Raw genomic sequence first — 15,197 nt, 5'->3', positions numbered from 1 at the left:
TCAATCGCCCTCTGGCACGCCGACATAGTTTTTCGTCTTGAAGAGCCCGGCCAGATGAGCGGCATTGGATGCCGCCATCTTGATCATGCCGACGACTTTTTCAGGCGCGCCGGGAAGATCGACGAAGTTGACGTCACCCATCGCTTCTCCAACCCAGTACACGCCGCCATTGGCGGGAACGGTGAAACCGACGTCGTTGAGCGCCTGATAGCACTCAGCATGGCAGTGATGCGCGCCATCCTCATTGCCGACGATCGCCACCAGCGCCACCTTTCCGGCAGCCGGCATGCGTCCGCTGTCGTCGGTCTCGGACAGGAAAGCGTCCATCCGCTCCATCACGCGCTTGGCCACGCTCGACGGCTGCCCCATCCAGATCGGCAACCCAAGGATGAAGATGTCGGCGGCCAGGATCTTTTCCCGCAGCTTCGGCCAGTCGTCGCCTTCGCCCATATCGGAAAGCACGCCGGGCTTGATGTTGTGGGCAAGAGCGCGGGCGGTTTCGCATGCGATGTCATGCGCGGCCAGCGCCTTCGCCAACTCCGCCAGCATTCTGTCGGTGGAGGATTCTTCCCCGTCCGTCGGCATTTTAAGCGTGCAATTGAGCGCGAACGCTGTGAGCGACATCATATCCTCCTGCCGGCTTCGGGCGACCGTCTCGCCCTGACGATCCGAGCCTTGGATGGTGGCGCTTTCGTAGGAGGGAAGGTCGGTCGGGTCATCAAGTGTCCAACCGCGTGTGCTCCGATATGTTCCTGCGGTTGTCCCGCACCTTTTCGATCTCTTCCGGTTCCTTTTTCGTCGATACCCGCGACAGCCTCGCTCGCCGTTCGACTTGATGTGATCAACTCGTCCCAGTTTGGCTTGAAGAGCCTGCGTGTCGCGGTGCTCGGCGCGCTGTATCAATAGGGTCATTGCCCAAGTCGCAAGGGTGGCGATACCGTGCCAGTCCAAGGTCTTCGGTTCGAAGACGAGCCACGCCGCCGGCTTTGTTGCCGGTCCGCTCAAGTCAGGCCGCCCGCAATGTCAGCCTCAATCCTGATACCTGGTGCCACCCGCGCCGCTCTGCTTGTTTGCGTCCCGCAGCAGGCGGACAATGGCATCCACGGGGGACGGGTCGGTTGCGGGTTGGGCTTTCCAGCGCCACAGATGGCGAAACAAAATCCTCAAGCTTGGCATCGCAACAGCCTCCTGCACTATCAACCTGGAACCGGGAGCGATGTTCCTTTCGCGGCTAGCGGAAGACCGCGGCGACGAGAAATGCGACGGCGGCCACGACAACCAGCGCCACTACGACCAGAACCGGGCCGCTTCTGCGCGGCTGCAGGTCGGGCGCGTTCTCCGGCTGTCGCATCGCGTTGGCAAAACTCGCCTGGTTGGTGAAGTTCGATTTGCGCGCCTCGGCCGGCTGAGCGGAAGTCGCGACATCGCCGGCCTCGGCATCTGTCTCCTGCGGCGCCGCCGCCGGGTCGAATCCGGGCGTCTTGTCCTGGGTCCTGCCGGCCTGGATTTCGCCGCGTGCTTCGGCGGATGTACGTTGGTTGGGTGACATTTTGCGCCTCCGTTGTTCCCAAACCTGCTTCCGGCCCCGCTGTTCCAACCGGGCGTCAAGGCAGGAGGGGGGATCAAGCAAGCGCCTTCGACTTCATTGCCTGCGCGACGTCAGGCGCACGGTTGCCGAGATCGGTTCTTGAACTCGGACGGAACTTTCGGGTCAAGGGAGCCTTGTATCCTCGATAGCAGGACAACGAGGCCGGAATGCAAGTTCTCGACACAGCGATACATGCCGATCCCAAAGGCGCGACAGTCGAGTTTCTTGGCGAGGGCGGGGAAACGATCGCTGTCACCATGATTGTGTCCGACCCGTTGCTTGGCGACGCCGCGCTTATCGATCGCGCCAGAGAGATGATGCTTCAGTGCGCGGCATTCAGCTACCCGGCAGAACGAGACGAACCGGACGGCAAGGTTGACGCAGGCCGGCCTGGCGTCGAGCGGCAAAGCGATATGGGCCAAGGTCCGTACACATTCGAATATCGCGACGGCGGCAGTGTGAGGCGGGTCGAAGGCGTTGAATTGCCCGACCTCGAAGCTGCTCGCCATGAAGCGGTGCGCTCGGCGATCGATCTGCTCGACGATGCGGCTGAACCGCGTCAGGACGGCTGGGCGGTTCGGGTTTGTGGCGACGGCGGTGATGTCCTCTTGTCCGTCGATTTCGAAAAAGCAAGGCAGGAAAGGGCAACCACCGCGATGTGAGGGAAGGCGGCGTCTGTGAAAGGTATGATGATGCATCCCTTCATGTCACTGCATAGGCTTGCAAATTCACGGGGCGATGGGCTCAGACCGGAGTTTCTTCGTCTCTTCGAGGCGCGCGCCGCCTTGTCGAGCCCTGACGTGATAGAACTCCGTCTCGGCAAGGAGCAGGCTGGTCCAAATCCCATCGGCAGTGCCGCAACCGCGGCGCAGCAACACATCCCGCGCTTTCCTGGCGGGCACGCTGAGAACAATCGCGAGCCCGAGCCAAGGAGGGCACGGTAGGCTAACGGAGGCCGAGATGCGGACACCCTTGGCACTGATCATCCAAGATGAATATCTGATCGCTCCGGACGAGGCGCTTCTTTGAATTGTCCGATTGGCAACTGCATGATGTCGTCTGCAGCTGTCATGCCGGCGCCACGATGCAGGCGAGTTGGGCCGCCGCGCGAGTTCGCAGGATCGTAAAGGCAATCGGGTTCTCGCCTGGCTCAGGAGCCGTTTGGTGCATTGAAAAGCCGTGTCGTCCGGCGAGCACGGGGTCGCCGGACGACACGGCTGAGATCAGTGCAGGCTCCGCGCGAGCGCGCTATTCCAAGCGGGGTGGCGCCGATCCGGAAATACGGCAACGATCCGGACATGCTCGATCGCGAGGCTGCAAAACTGAAACGCGACACGGCGGCCGGTGAGGCTGGCCGTACCTCAGCCATCTTGGTCGATAGCGTGCGGCGACGGCTGCTGGGCGCCGCCGCTGGGGCGTCCGCTGTTCTGGTCAGCCCAAAGCCAAAGGGCGATCAGCACGATCAGCAGAGCCGCGACAAGTGTACCGATACGACGCATTGCTGGTCGCCGTGCCTTCAGCCGCCGGGCTTGTTGGTGGCCGGATCCGAGCCGACGCCAACCGCGGGATCCGGTGTCACCGGGCCGCGCTCGGCTTCCGAGCCTTCCGATTCGATCTCCTGGACGGCCTGATCCCAGTGCTCCTGCTCACGCCCATCGGGGCGGCCTTCGCGTTCCCAGATCTCGTGGGCGCGTTGCCTGATGCGTTCTTCCCGGTCCATGCTTTCCTCCTGTCGCGCCTGACGTTGGCGCTTGTCTGCCCCAATCGAGCGCTGAGAGGTTTGTTCCATTGGATTCGAATGGATTAAGTGCGTTTGCAAAGCGTCGGGGAACGTCGCCTTTGGAATCCCGCCCATGCCGATGGCCGCTGGCACGGTCGGGTGCGAGGGCGAAAACAGTCTACTTGTTCGTGCGAATTTTCTGACGCGGGTTGATTCCGCCCGTTGAGGTGGTGTCGTTCTCGACATCTCCCTCGACCGTGTTCTCGCCATGCTCCAACTCGTCACCTTCCTTGATGGTGCCCTTGGAGGTTCCAATGCCGGGATCGTTCTCCATATCGGCGTCGCTCGGTCTTTTCGATTTCGGGTGCTGGTTTCCGCTCATGGCCGTTCCTCGATTAGTGCGTTTCACCGTTTCACGGAAACGGTGAAACGCACTACCTCTTTGATTTACGCAATTCCGGACGGAAAACCGCTCACGCTTTTCCTGGAATTGCTATGGCCTCCCAAACTGGAAGGGATGCCGAATGTTCCGGCGTCAGACGCCGAATGGATAGGTTTCCGGCACGCCTTCGGCAGCGTGCTCGGGTCCGAGCGGCGTGACCGCGTTGGTTTCATCGAACCACACAAAGGCATCGAACTGCCGCGCCAGCGAGGCGTCGGCATAGTGGCTGTGCAGTTCGGTTTCCGGCCGGTAGATCACCCCGATGAATCGTTCCAGCCGGCGCTCGGTCAGGCGGTCGCGCAGGTCCGGGTCGTGCCCGAGGTCAAGCAGGAACCGGTGAATGCCGGCGTCGTGGCAGAGCCGCTCGTAGCTGTCTTCGCGAGAGGGCCGCACCGACTTGATTTCCATGTCTCCGTCCCAGTCGGTCGCTGCCGCGACGGTGCCTGCATGCGTGCCTAGGCCGATGAGTGCCACGGCATCGCCAAACTTCTGCCGGCAGAGCTGGCCGATATTCACTTCGTCGCGCGAGATGCCCATTTCGGTGTAGCGCGCGTCGCCGATATGCGAATTGTGCGCCCAAACGACAGCCTTCGCGTTGGGAGCCCGCGCATCGAGGATATGCTCCAGCGTTTCGAACATATGGGTATCGCGCAAATTCCAGGATTGCGGGCCGCCATAATACATGGTGCGGTAATAATGCTCGGCGGAGGCGACGAGACGGGCATTCTGCGCGGCGTCGAAGAGGTCGTCGCCGTCTTGTCCGGTATCGTCAAGCTGCCTCGCCAGCATCTCGCGGCATTGTTCGAGAACCGCTTCCTCGCATTCGCGATAACCCCTGGTCAGCGCGGCGCGGCCATAGGTCGACGGCTCGGTCTGCCAAGGCGTCAGGCAGCCATAGCGCTCGCGCGCAACCTTTGCCGCTTCCGGGTCTACGCGGTCGAGATACTCCAGGACGGCGGCGATCGAGCCGCGCATGTTGTAGATGTCGAGGCCATAGAAGCCTGCTTGCGGCTGGAGTGCCTTGACCATGTCATTGTGCTCGCGCAACCACTCCACGAATGCCGCGACGTCGGTGTTGCGCCACATCCAGGTCGGAAAGCGCAGGAAGGGTCGCTCGGCGCCAGCGGAAGTGCTCTTACCGCGAACATAGCGGTCGATCGCAACCGCATCGGGCCAATCGGCCTCCACCGCCACGATGGTGAAGCCGTGTCTCTCGATCAGCCTTTTGGTGATTGCCGCGCGCGCCCGGTAGAATTCGGATGTGCCGTGGCTGGCTTCGCCGAGCAAGACGATCCGCCGGTCAGCGAAGCGGTCGAACGGTTCGGCAAAGCCGGGATCGTTGAAGTCGGGCAGCGGCTCGGCGGCCGCGGCGATCATTTCCGGGAGGCTGCGCTGGCGCGCCAGTGGAATCGCGCGGACAGTCGTCGCGCGGCTTTCCTCCCGCCAGCCCTGTTCGCCGATGAGCGGGACGAACCGCACCCCGCCGAAATCCTCCTCGCTGTAGGTCGAGGCGCCCGTGCGGGTTACCTTTAGCAGGCGCTGCTCGTCGGGATCGTCGCCCACCGGGATGACCAGCCTGCCGCCGACGTCGAGCTGTTGCTGCAAGGCCAGCGGCGCGCCCGGCCCGCTCGCCGCGACCACGATGGCATCGAAGGGCGCCGCTTCCGGCCAGCCTCTGGTGCCGTCGCCGGTCCGAACTTCGATGTTGCCGTAGCCTAGTCTTTGAAAGCGGTGCCGTGCGGTTTCGGCCAGCGCTGTGTGGCGTTCGATCGTGTAGACATGGTCGACGATCCGGCTCATGACGGCGGCTGCGTAGCCCGATCCTGTGCCCACCTCGAGCACCTGGTCGCCCGGGCCGATTTCCGCCATCTCCAGCATGAAGGCAACGATGTAAGGCTGCGATATCGTCTGGCCTTCCGCGATCGGCAGCGGTCCATCCTCATAGGCGAATTCCTCGTAGCCGGGATCCACGAAGACTTCGCGGGGGACCTCGCGCATCGCCGCCAGGATTTCCCGATCATGGATGCCGCGGCGGCCGAGATGAACATCGACCATCCGACGGCGCTCGCGGGAAAGATCGAGCATCGGAATTCCCTCCTATTGTCCTGCCTCCATCATCGTCTTGGCTGGCTCCCGGGCGACGTTTTCCTCGATCTCACCGCGACCCGGAGTCCGAGGCAGCGCCTTGCGGAAGTTCTTGGCGTAGTCGGGTGGCATTTTCGGCGGCATCATCGGCTCATAGGCGTCGACCAGCGCCTCGATGATCACTGGGCCGCTGGTGGCGAAAGCCTGGTCCAGCACGCGCTCGATCTCCTCCGCCCGCTCGATGCTGAAACCTTTTCCGCCCATCGCCTCGGCGGCCTTGGCGAAATCGATCGGCTGCAATTCGCAGCCGAATTGCGGGTTGCCGAGAAACATCATTTGCTCCCAGGCGATCTGGTTCAGCATGTTGTTCTTGATGACCAGGATTTTCAGCGGGATGCCGTAGCGCACCGCCGTGGAAAACTCGCCGAGCTGCATGGCAAGCCCGCCGTCGCCGACGATCGCCGCGATCGGCCGGCCGGGAAAGGCGATGCCGGCGGCGATCGCATAGCTGAGACCGCAGGACATGGAGGCGAGGGCGCCCGAGACGCCGAAGGCCTGCCCAGCGCGGAGATCGACATGGCGGGCGGCAAGCTCGGTGTTCTGGCCGGAATCAGTCGCCAGTACCGTATTCTCGGCGAGGCGTTCGCCGAATGCCCGTGCGACGTGCTGAGGCTTGAGCGGATGCGCCGAGCCATCTTCGGATTGACGCATCATCTCGCGCCATCTTTGCATCGAGCTTTGCGCCGTCGCCAGGAATTCCTTACTCGCCCTCTGCTTCAGCCGCTTGTTGAGGGCGCGCAATGTCTCGGCCGCATCGCCGACCAGGCCGGCCTCGACCGGAAAGCGCAGGCCGATACGCTGCGCGTCGCAATCGATCTGGACGCCACGCGCTGTGCCCGGCTGCGGATAATATTCGATGTAAGGGAATGTCGAGCCGACGATGAGGATGGCGTCGCACGTCTCCATCGCCTCCTGTGATGGCAAGGTGCCCAGAATGCCGATGCCGCCGGTGGTGTAGGGATGGTCGTCCGGCAGCACCGCCTTGCCGAGCAGCGCCTTGACGATCGGCGCCTGCAGCAGCCGCGCCGTTTCCTCGAGCTCCACCGCCGCGCCGATGGCTCCGCGCCCCGCTAGGATCGCCACGCGCCCTGCATCATTGAGGACGGCCGCGGCTTTGTCCAACTCCGCATCTTGCGCGAGACAGTGAGGTGCGAACATGTCCTGCGGCGTGTGCGCCGGGCGGTTGCGCTTGGATCGCTTGGCCGCGTCGGCGGGCTGTTCCTGGATATCGCTGGCGATCGAAAGATGGGCGACGCCCTTGCGGGCAAGCGCTGTGCGGCAGGCGAGGCTTGCTACGTTCTCCATATGCGCGGCGTCCGAGACCCGGACGTTGTAGACGCTGACGTCGTTGAAAACCCGAGTAAGATCGACATCCTGCTGCGTGAAAGTCTCGATCAGGTCATGGAACTGCATGCCGGTGATTGCCAGCACCGGCGCCTGGTCGAGCTTGGCGTCGTAGAGGCCGGTGAGAAGATGGGTGCCGCCGGGTCCGGATGTTGCCAGGCACACGCCGAGCCTGCCTGTCCATTTGGCGTAGGCGCAAGCCATGAACGCGGCCGATTCCTCGTGTCGCACCTGGACGAAGGATATCCTGTCCTGGCTTTTGCGCAGCGCCTCCATGACGCCGTTGATGCCGTCGCCGGGGAGCCCGAACACGACTTCGACGTTCCAGGCAATCAAGGTGTCGACGAGAATTTCCGCTGCATTGGGCATGGCGAGGCTCCGCTGTTGGCTTCCGAACCAGCAAGGCTGCGGTTGGTTCCCTCGCCGGATCGAGGCGGCTCATGGCCAAAAGGAACAAACCCGATTGCGCAGGGTTGGGCGGCCGCTGCAGTGTGGTGTCCCTTCCCTAATGTGTTGCCCCTGAGTAGGCTTCCATGGTTCGACGATGCGCTGTTCGAACGGGTAGCGAAGTCCTTCGAGCTAGCGCGCAAGCAGGTTGAGGCGGAGGTCATCTCGGTGCCGACGCCGACGTTGCACGGCGATGACGACCGCGTCATTTTGCGGCCAGTTGTGAACGTGAACTCTTGCCGGGTGTCGGTCATTTTCCGACCCGGGAGCGCTGGAGCAGGTTCCTGCTTGCCTTTGGCAGGGAATATCCAGGGACAATTGGTAGCGAGCGGGGCTAGCGGCGGCTGGCGCGCGTTCTGCCTGCCGGCACGATTGCAGATCGCAGCACCTGGTCGATGTCATGAGGTTCTATTCCGAGGTCGCGAAATCCCGGCAGCTGGGTGTCCGCAACGGTGTCGATCTGCATGAGGTCGACCTGATTGCGTGTCAGCGGTGCGCCGGGGATGAACTCGCCGAAAGTGGCAAGAATGCGCCATAGGACAAATGGAACCGGCACCAATCGTGTCTTGATGCCAAGCAATTGAGCGACTTCCAGCACCAGGGTTCGATAAGTGTAGACACGCGGTCCACCGAACTCGAACAGACGGGCGTCGGCGCCTCCGGAGGCGATCCGCGCGATGGCTTCGGCAACGTCTTCAACGGATGCTGGCTGGAGGCGGGTATCGCCATCGCCGAACAGCGGATATGCGGGAAGGATGGGCAACAATCTCGTGATCGTTGTCAAAAACCTGTCGTCTGTTGCGGTCATCACCGCAGGGCGGACGATAGTCGCGCCCGGAAATCCGACGTTGACGGCCTCCTCACCTTGCCCTCGCGCCCTGATGTAACTGGACTGCGAACGTGAGTCGGAGCCGATGCCGGATATCTGTATGTATCGTTCGGCGCCACCTTCCCGCGCTGCGTCCGCTAATTGGGAAGCGGCCTCGACGTGGATGCGTTCGAAAGTAACGTCTCCATGTTCGGAATAGAGGCTGACTGCGTTGACTACCGTTGCTGCATCCGAAACGGCCGCTGCAACTTGGCTTCGATCGAGGATATCGGCTTTGACTGCGCTAAAGGACTTGCCATTAGCCCACCCCGGTCGTGCATGCGCGGGATGGCGGGAGGCTGAACGAACGATAAGCCCGTGATCCAAGAGATGCCTGACGATCCTTCGCCCAAGAAAGCCGGATCCTCCGAACACGGTGACGCACCCCGACCGCGGTCGAGTGTTTGATGACGAAGTTTGTGCGATGGCCATACCCGTCAACGGTTCTTGCAAAGGTTCTTCGTCCAGCAGGCGTCCGTCAAGGCAATCTGTGGCTAACTGCGGGTGGCACGCGTTCTGGCTGCCTTCTTCGCCGCTTGCTTCCTGCCTTGAGCGCCTTTGGTCTCCACAGCTTTCCGCGCGGCCGCCGAGCGCCCGGCTGCGCCTTTCGTCGCGGCCGCTTTCTTGGCAGAGGCCGATCGCTCTTCAGCGGTCCGTTGCGAAGCCGCTTCCCTGGTTTGTCGCGACAGCGCCTTGCGAGACGCACTGCTTTTCGGTTCGTGCTGGAGGACCTCAGACACGGCCTTAGAAACCTTCGGCCGGGGCTTGGGTTTGCGTTCACCTTGGCCGACTTCGTGGGCATATTCAGCGCTTTTTCGCGTGCTCTCCTTGACCTTACCCTTCTTTGGCGGAGGTAGGTCGACCCCGGCGCGGCGCGCTTCGGAAAGGCCGATGGCGATCGCTTGTTTTGTGGAACGCGCGCCGTGCTTGCCACTGCGAATCTCATCAATCTCCTCACGCACGAACTCGCCCGCTTGCGTGCTCGGCGACTTGCCTTGGCGCTTATCCCGTCGCGCCTTTTCGATGGTTTTCTTGTCGGGCATCGCTTTCTCCCTTCTCGGATAGGGGACCCAACTGATCCGCGCCCCAAAAGGCGGGAACGCGTCAGAGACGCAATTGATCCTTGATCCAATGATCTTGATCCAAAAGTTCCGACGGCGCCTGCGGCAGCGTTTGGTCCTTCGCCACTTGGGGCCACCCCGATCGCGCTACGGGCAACCGCGCTCGCACACCCGGCCCGGAGAACGAAACAATAGTTTCAGTCGGACGTTCCAACTGAAGCAGGGTGCGCGGGGCGCGCTTTTATCCGGGAGATTACGATGAGCGCAAATGGCCTCGACGTTTTCGACAAAACCGTTCAGATCACCAATATCTGGTTGAACGAGATCATGGACGATCTCGGCCCGGATCGACAACTCGCATGGCATGCGCTTGGTGTGGTTCTGCGCGCCTTACGCGACAGGCTGCCCGCGGAACTGGGTGCCAAGCTTGGTGCGGAGCTGCCGCTTATGATCCGTGGTGCATATTACGACCAATACCAGCCGTCCAATGTGCCGAACCGACATCGCTCTGTCGAAGAGTTCTTCGACACCATAAACGAAGGCCTGAAGTCCGGACGACCGGTAAACGCCGGCGACGCGGCCAGAACAGTATTCAAGGCACTTGCCCATCACATCGATCTAGGCCAGTCGGCGAAAGTGCGCGATGGCCTGCCCAAGGATGTCAAGGCGTTGTGGCCCGAAAGCATCGGGGCGTAGGCGGCGTGACAGGATTGCAGCAACGCCGGCCCACACTCCGCGAACTCTAATGGGCGGTTTGTGAATGTTCTCCGCCTGGCATTGATATGCCACCCAAAGCCTCCCCAGCCTCCGCCGCTTCTCCATTCTTCGCGAGGTCGCCAAGGGAGATGATGCCGACAAGCCGTTTGTCGCGGTTGAGAACGGGAAGCCGGCGCACCTGCAAGTCGCCCATGTTCGCAAGGACATGCTCGATATCCTCGTCATCGAAGCAGTATTTGATGTCCCCAACGCTCATGACGTCGCGCACCTTGGCATCCGGCCCATTGCCCAACGCTACGCCGCGGACCACGATATCACGGTCGGTGATCATGCCAACCAGCCGATCGTTGTCGCCGACGGGCATCACCCCGGTATCGAGGCTGCCCATCATCTGGGCTACATCTCGAATCGAGTGTTCAGGATTTGCGATTTTGACGTCCCTCGTCATGCAGTCGCCGACTTTCATGGCAATCTCCTATCGGTTTGCAAAAGACCCCCGCCGGATCGCTGTGACGACGGAACGAACTGTTCAACGATAACGTTCCACCAATTCACCTGCGGATCCGCTTTTCGCGGCGTTCCGCATCGGGAAGTCGACCCCCGCGCATCGCGCCTATCCAGCCGCAGACGTAGGTCGCGCGCGTCCAGATCGACCCGCCGGAACCAGAAAGCAGCCTAATTGCTTGGTGTGAACTTACGGGTGCGGCGTGATTGGGCCATGCGTTTGCGCTAGATCAAAGCCTGTTCGCGGTTTGCCGGGTAGTCGGCCGGTTTCGCAACGACCGGAATGAACCGGTGCAGGCATCGACGCGTTGTGCTTCAGCCGGGGCTTGCTTGTCAAAGCGGAGCGTAAGGCAGCAAGTGCCAAGGGTGTCTGGAGCTGTCGGGACAAGGCATCGCCAACGGCAATCGTCGGCCGAATACGCGCTTACGAAGATGAATGAGATGGCTTGGTGCTCCAAAGCATCGGCGACCGGTGCGGCGGCATCTCTTTCCGCCACCAGCTATTCGTCATCGGCCACCAACCGCCGGCGGGCGCCGACACCCGGGCCTCGTGCTGCTTGAGTGGACGGGTTGAGAAACGGTTCCATCTTGTCGGCCAGCGGGCAGTTAATTGCGCGCTTTAATTCCATGCGAAGAACGCTTGCTGGCGCCGTCGGCGATCCAGTCCGCAAGGCTGCGCGCAAAGCTTCGCGGCACGATCATGACGCAGCTGGTCTCGCTCGTGCGCAGGACAAGCACCGGTACGTGATGCAAGGCCGTTTGAATTGCGCGGCCCGGCGCTGCGCTTGGCGCGCGCCAGTCGACTGCGATGCAGCCGGAGAGGATTTCCAGGATGCGCGCGCCGCTCAAGCTGAAGCGCACGCGTCCCTCGCCGAGGGGAACCGAACAGCCCAGTTCGGGATCGATCGCGGGCTGCGGCGGTTTTGCATCCGTCTCCATCATCAGCCAGAGACGGCGGGGGGAGACCCGAACGATGAGCGTGTCGGCATGGCGGACCGTCTCGCCGACCGAGACCGGCAGGGCAGTGCCCAGCATTTGGGAAACGTTCAGCTCAAACCGGGCCAGCATCCCGTCCCAGCCCTCGACCTGAACGATCGGGCAGTCGGACCTCGACAGGGTGAAATCTTTCGATACCAGAGCCTCAGCCATGCAGCCGCTCTCCTTTCGGATCCAGGAAGACGGGCGAGACGATGCGGGCGCGAACGGTTTCAGCCTTCATCGGATAGGTGGCGAGGACTTCGCTTCCCTCCACCGCGACATCGCCTGCCAGCAGGGCGAGGCCGACATAGCGGTCGAGCTCCGGGCTGAACGTCACCGACGTTATACGGCCGCGTCCATGCCCGGCGACGGTATCGCCGGGCATGAACAATATCGCGCCGCCACGAAGGCGCTTGCCCTCTTCGGTGCATTCCAAGCCAACCAGGCGCTGACGGTCGGGAGCTTGAAATGCCGGACGCCGTCGCAAGACATCACCGACAAAACCTGCGCGTTTTCCGACCATACGGCCAAGACCGAGACCGTCGAGTGTGGTGCGGCCATCGATTTCGGGTCCGGCGACATGGCCCTTTTCGACCCGCAGCGCGCCCAGCGCCTCGACACCGTAGGGTCTCAGGTCGAAGGGCGCGCCCGCCTCAAGCAAATGGCGCCAGACCGTGTCGCCGGCAGTTGCGCCGACATAGATCTCGTAGGCGCGTTCACCCGAATAGCTGAGGCGCATGATCCGCAACGCCCGGCCGCCGAACTCGCCTTCGGCAAGGCCCATATGCGGCAGTGCATCGTTTGAGACGTCGAGTTGCGGAAAGGCGGCGGCAAGGATATCGCGGCTCCTCGGTCCGGCGACCGACATCGCCGCCCATTCGTCGCTGACCGAGGTGACGGCGACGCGCAGATCCGGCCAGGCGGTGTCGAGCAGGAATTCCAGCCGCGACAGGACATCCGCCGCCTTGGCGGTCGAGGTGGTCATGAAGAACCGGCTTTCCGACAGCCGTGTGGTAGTGCCATCATCGAAGACGATGCCATCATCGCGCAACATGACTCCGTAGCGGGCGCGGCCGACCGGCAGCTTGGCAAAGCCGTTGGCATAGACACGGTCGAGGAAAATGGCCGCGTCCGGTCCTTGCACGTCGATCTTGCCGAGGGTTGAAATGTCCATCAGCCCCGCGGCCCCGCGCACCATGCGGATCTCGGCGACATAGGCTTCGTTCACGTCGCGGCCGGCGGCGCGGTAGAAATACGGACGCATCCACAGCCCAACCTCGAGCATGTCGGCGCCATTCGCCACATGCCAGTCATGCATCGGCGTAAGGCGAAACGGCTTGAGATGGTGGCCGACGGCGCGGCCGGCGAGCGCGCCGATGGCGACGGGCGCGTAGGGTGGTCGAAAGGTCGTGGTCCCGGTTTGCGGGATCGTCTCGTGGCGCAGCGCCGCCATGGCCGAAAGTGCTGCAAAATTGCTGGTTTTGCCTTGATCGGTGCCCATGCCGAGCGTGGTGTAGCGCTTCAGGTGCTCGACCGATTCATAGCCCTCGCGATGCGCCAATTCGATGTCTTTGGTGGTCACATCCATCTGGAAATCGACAAAAGCCTTTCCGTGGCCGACAAAGGGGATTGCGCGGAACGCGTTGGCTGCGGCTTCGCCGAGATCGAGCCTCGCGGGAGCCGGTGCGGCTGCCGATTGTCCGCAGAAAGCTGCGGCTTCGATACCGGCATGGTGTCCGCCGTCGATGGCGTCGGCGGTCGAGAAGCGGCCCATCATTGCGCCGGCGCCAAAATGCCCTGCCGGAAAGCCGCCGGGAATGAAGCCGTCCACGTCGTCGCGATAGACGGGTTTGACGCCGAGATGCGCGGTGAGATGCACCGTCGGTGACCAGCCGCCGGACACGCAGAGGAGGTCGCAAGCGATCTCTGAATTGCCACCCGGCCCGGCGAGCTTTACGGCTTTGACTGCATGGCCGCCACGCAGATGGGTAACTTGGGCTCCGGATCGGATCGTTATGTTCAGGCGCCTGGCTTCCGCGGCCAGAGCGGCGGTCGGGTCGCCGCGCTGATCCGCGACCGTCACTTCCGCACCGGCGGCAGCAAGATCGAAGGCGGTCCGATAGGCGCCGTCATTGGTGGTGGCAACCAGGATCCGTCGGCCGGACAGAACGGCGAAGCGGTTGAGGTAGGCCCGGGCGGCCGATGCCAGCATGACACCAGGCCGGTCATTGTTGGAGAACACCAGCGGTCGCTCGATGGCACCCGCCGCAAGGACGATGGAGCGGGCGCGAAGCATGGTGAAGACCTGCCGCGCAGCACCTTCCTCGGCCGGATCGTCGTTTCGTTCGATCAGACCTAGCGTGTTGCCGTCATAGGTGCCGAATGCCATCGTCTTGCGCAGCATAGCGACGTTGGGCAGGCCCATGAGTTCGGCCTCGGTCGCCTTCAGCCAGGCTGCCGCCTCGCCATCGGGACGCTCCGACAGCAGCTGACCGCCAAGCAGGAAATCCTGCTCGATCAGCGTGACGCTTGCCCCAGCGATGGCTGCGGCGCGCGCCGCCGACAGGCCAGCGGGACCTCCGCCGACGATCGCCACGTCGGCAAATGCGTGGCGCATCTCGTAACGGCCAGGATCGGGCTCGGCGCCGGCTCGGCCCAGGCCTGCCGCCCGGCGGATGAAATGCTCATAGAACATCCAAGCGCGCCGCGACGGCCCCATGAAGGTCTTGTAGTAGAAGCCGGCGGAAAGGAACGGTGCAAACAGCCCGTTGATGCTCTGCAGGTCAAAGCCGAGCGAGGGCCAGCGGTTCTGGCTTTCGGCGATCATGGCTTGCGCCAGTTCGAGCGTAGTTGCCGGCATGTTGGGTTCGCGTCGTCCACCAGCCCCGAGCGTGACCAGCGCGTTCGGTTCTTCGGGTCCGGCCGAAAAGATGCCGCGCGGCCGGTGATACTTGAAACTGCGTCCGGTGAGTGTGACGCCGTTGGCCAGCAGGGCCGAAGCCAGCGTGTCGCCTTGATAGCCATATAGCTTGCGGCCATCGAAGCTGAAGTCGATCGGTTGCGCACGATCGATACGGCCACCGGCCGGCAAACGTCTGTCGCTCGAGTTCATGCTTCTATTTCCTGGCGAAGCCGACGGAGAGGATGGAATGGTTGCGGGTGTCGCGTTCGACGACCAGCCATTGCCGGCAGCCGGTCACATGTTGCCAGAACTCGCTATGTGGCCCGGGCGGGTTTTTGCGTACATAAACATAACGGTACCAGGCCTCCGGGTCCGGATCGTCATGACGCGGACGCATAACCGAAGCGTCGCCGCCATAGCGGAACTCGTCATGATCGCGCGGGCCGCAGCACGGACATTCGATGCGAAGCATTCGTCTTGC

At 62.8% G+C, this 15,197-nt stretch carries 14 protein-coding genes; 2 read left to right on the top strand and 12 right to left on the bottom strand.

Annotated elements, in window-relative coordinates; genetic code table 11:
* Both FJW07_RS17270 and FJW07_RS17265 read right to left on the bottom strand, forming a co-directional pair.
* The gene (locus FJW07_RS17270) at positions 1-624 is read right to left on the bottom strand and encodes an NAD(P)H-dependent oxidoreductase (RefSeq protein ID WP_140857835.1); all 624 of its coding nucleotides are present in this window, start codon (positions 622-624) and stop codon (positions 1-3) included.
* Positions 625-1,231: 607 nt separating this feature from the next.
* Positions 1,232-1,549, bottom strand: a complete 318-nt coding sequence (locus FJW07_RS17265) for a hypothetical protein (RefSeq protein ID WP_140784278.1) — start codon at positions 1,547-1,549, stop codon at positions 1,232-1,234.
* Positions 1,550-1,755: 206 nt separating this feature from the next.
* Here FJW07_RS17265 and FJW07_RS17260 point away from each other — a divergent pair, with 206 nt between their 5' ends.
* Complete coding sequence (locus FJW07_RS17260; protein WP_140857749.1) at positions 1,756-2,250, top strand: hypothetical protein; 495 nt, start codon at positions 1,756-1,758, stop codon at positions 2,248-2,250.
* An 854-nt stretch (positions 2,251-3,104) separates the two neighbouring features.
* Here the strand turns inward: FJW07_RS17260 and FJW07_RS17255 are convergent.
* The 6 genes from FJW07_RS17255 to FJW07_RS17230 form a co-directional block, all read right to left on the bottom strand.
* Positions 3,105-3,308 (bottom strand): DUF2934 domain-containing protein, encoded by a 204-nt coding sequence (locus FJW07_RS17255; protein ID WP_140652681.1) that lies wholly within the window; start codon positions 3,306-3,308, stop codon positions 3,105-3,107.
* Between the two features lie 178 nt (positions 3,309-3,486).
* The gene (locus tag FJW07_RS17250; RefSeq protein WP_140640539.1) at positions 3,487-3,690 is read right to left on the bottom strand and encodes a hypothetical protein; all 204 of its coding nucleotides are present in this window, start codon (positions 3,688-3,690) and stop codon (positions 3,487-3,489) included.
* A 153-nt stretch (positions 3,691-3,843) separates the two neighbouring features.
* Positions 3,844-5,835: a protein-L-isoaspartate(D-aspartate) O-methyltransferase gene (locus FJW07_RS17245; RefSeq protein WP_140857747.1), complete on the bottom strand. Its 1,992-nt coding sequence runs from the start codon at positions 5,833-5,835 to the stop codon at positions 3,844-3,846.
* 12 nt (positions 5,836-5,847) lie between these two features.
* A complete protein-coding gene (locus FJW07_RS17240; protein ID WP_140857745.1) occupies positions 5,848-7,608 on the bottom strand; it encodes a thiamine pyrophosphate-dependent enzyme in 1,761 nt (586 codons plus the stop codon).
* Between the two features lie 412 nt (positions 7,609-8,020).
* On the bottom strand, positions 8,021-8,986 hold the full coding sequence (locus FJW07_RS17235; RefSeq protein WP_140857743.1) for a complex I NDUFA9 subunit family protein: 966 nt from the start codon (positions 8,984-8,986) through the stop codon (positions 8,021-8,023).
* Positions 8,987-9,048: 62 nt separating this feature from the next.
* The gene (locus tag FJW07_RS17230; protein ID WP_140857741.1) at positions 9,049-9,597 is read right to left on the bottom strand and encodes a DUF6496 domain-containing protein; all 549 of its coding nucleotides are present in this window, start codon (positions 9,595-9,597) and stop codon (positions 9,049-9,051) included.
* A 276-nt stretch (positions 9,598-9,873) separates the two neighbouring features.
* On the opposite strand from FJW07_RS17230, the gene FJW07_RS17225 reads away from it, so the two are divergent.
* The gene (locus FJW07_RS17225; RefSeq protein ID WP_140640531.1) at positions 9,874-10,311 is read left to right on the top strand and encodes a DUF2267 domain-containing protein; all 438 of its coding nucleotides are present in this window, start codon (positions 9,874-9,876) and stop codon (positions 10,309-10,311) included.
* A gap of 46 nt (positions 10,312-10,357) precedes the next feature.
* On the opposite strand, the gene FJW07_RS17220 is transcribed toward FJW07_RS17225, so the two are convergent.
* The 4 genes from FJW07_RS17220 to FJW07_RS17205 form a co-directional block, all read right to left on the bottom strand.
* Positions 10,358-10,798 carry a CBS domain-containing protein gene (locus tag FJW07_RS17220; protein ID WP_140652691.1) on the bottom strand — a complete coding sequence of 147 codons (441 nt, stop codon included), beginning with the start codon at positions 10,796-10,798 and terminating at the stop codon, positions 10,358-10,360.
* Positions 10,799-11,442: 644 nt separating this feature from the next.
* On the bottom strand, positions 11,443-11,985 hold the full coding sequence (locus tag FJW07_RS17215; RefSeq protein WP_246680789.1) for a sarcosine oxidase subunit gamma: 543 nt from the start codon (positions 11,983-11,985) through the stop codon (positions 11,443-11,445).
* Positions 11,978-14,926, bottom strand: coding sequence for a sarcosine oxidase subunit alpha family protein (locus FJW07_RS17210; RefSeq protein ID WP_140857739.1), 2,949 nt, complete (start codon positions 14,924-14,926; stop codon positions 11,978-11,980). Before FJW07_RS17210 ends, FJW07_RS17215 begins: the two co-directional genes overlap by 8 nt.
* Before the next feature lie 4 nt (positions 14,927-14,930).
* Positions 14,931-15,188, bottom strand: a complete 258-nt coding sequence (locus tag FJW07_RS17205; protein ID WP_140857737.1) for a sarcosine oxidase subunit delta — start codon at positions 15,186-15,188, stop codon at positions 14,931-14,933.
* Between the last annotated feature and the right edge of the window lie 9 nt (positions 15,189-15,197).

Origin of the sequence: Mesorhizobium sp. B3-1-9, assembly GCF_006439595.1 — a bacterium.
Lineage (GTDB): Bacteria > Pseudomonadota > Alphaproteobacteria > Rhizobiales > Rhizobiaceae > Mesorhizobium.
Note: the sequence above shows the minus strand (reverse complement) of the source record. Positions and strands in the feature narration are given on the sequence as shown.

What these genes read in the sequence shown, in the direction of transcription:
- FJW07_RS17255 (WP_140652681.1), bottom strand. Translation starts at nt 3,308, where the DNA reads ATGGACCGGGAAGAACGCATCAGGCAACGCGCCCACGAGATCTGGGAA.
- FJW07_RS17205 (WP_140857737.1), bottom strand. Translation starts at nt 15,188, where the DNA reads ATGCTTCGCATCGAATGTCCGTGCTGCGGCCCGCGCGATCATGACGAG.
- FJW07_RS17260 (WP_140857749.1), top strand. Translation starts at nt 1,756, where the DNA reads ATGCAAGTTCTCGACACAGCGATACATGCCGATCCCAAAGGCGCGACA.
- FJW07_RS17230 (WP_140857741.1), bottom strand. Translation starts at nt 9,597, where the DNA reads ATGCCCGACAAGAAAACCATCGAAAAGGCGCGACGGGATAAGCGCCAA.
- FJW07_RS17250 (WP_140640539.1), bottom strand. Translation starts at nt 3,690, where the DNA reads ATGAGCGGAAACCAGCACCCGAAATCGAAAAGACCGAGCGACGCCGAT.
- FJW07_RS17225 (WP_140640531.1), top strand. Translation starts at nt 9,874, where the DNA reads ATGAGCGCAAATGGCCTCGACGTTTTCGACAAAACCGTTCAGATCACC.
- FJW07_RS17210 (WP_140857739.1), bottom strand. Translation starts at nt 14,926, where the DNA reads ATGAACTCGAGCGACAGACGTTTGCCGGCCGGTGGCCGTATCGATCGT.
- FJW07_RS17265 (WP_140784278.1), bottom strand. Translation starts at nt 1,549, where the DNA reads ATGTCACCCAACCAACGTACATCCGCCGAAGCACGCGGCGAAATCCAG.
- FJW07_RS17215 (WP_246680789.1), bottom strand. Translation starts at nt 11,985, where the DNA reads ATGGCTGAGGCTCTGGTATCGAAAGATTTCACCCTGTCGAGGTCCGAC.
- FJW07_RS17220 (WP_140652691.1), bottom strand. Translation starts at nt 10,798, where the DNA reads ATGAAAGTCGGCGACTGCATGACGAGGGACGTCAAAATCGCAAATCCT.
- FJW07_RS17235 (WP_140857743.1), bottom strand. Translation starts at nt 8,986, where the DNA reads ATGGCCATCGCACAAACTTCGTCATCAAACACTCGACCGCGGTCGGGG.
- FJW07_RS17270 (WP_140857835.1), bottom strand. Translation starts at nt 624, where the DNA reads ATGTCGCTCACAGCGTTCGCGCTCAATTGCACGCTTAAAATGCCGACG.
- FJW07_RS17240 (WP_140857745.1), bottom strand. Translation starts at nt 7,608, where the DNA reads ATGCCCAATGCAGCGGAAATTCTCGTCGACACCTTGATTGCCTGGAAC.
- FJW07_RS17245 (WP_140857747.1), bottom strand. Translation starts at nt 5,835, where the DNA reads ATGCTCGATCTTTCCCGCGAGCGCCGTCGGATGGTCGATGTTCATCTC.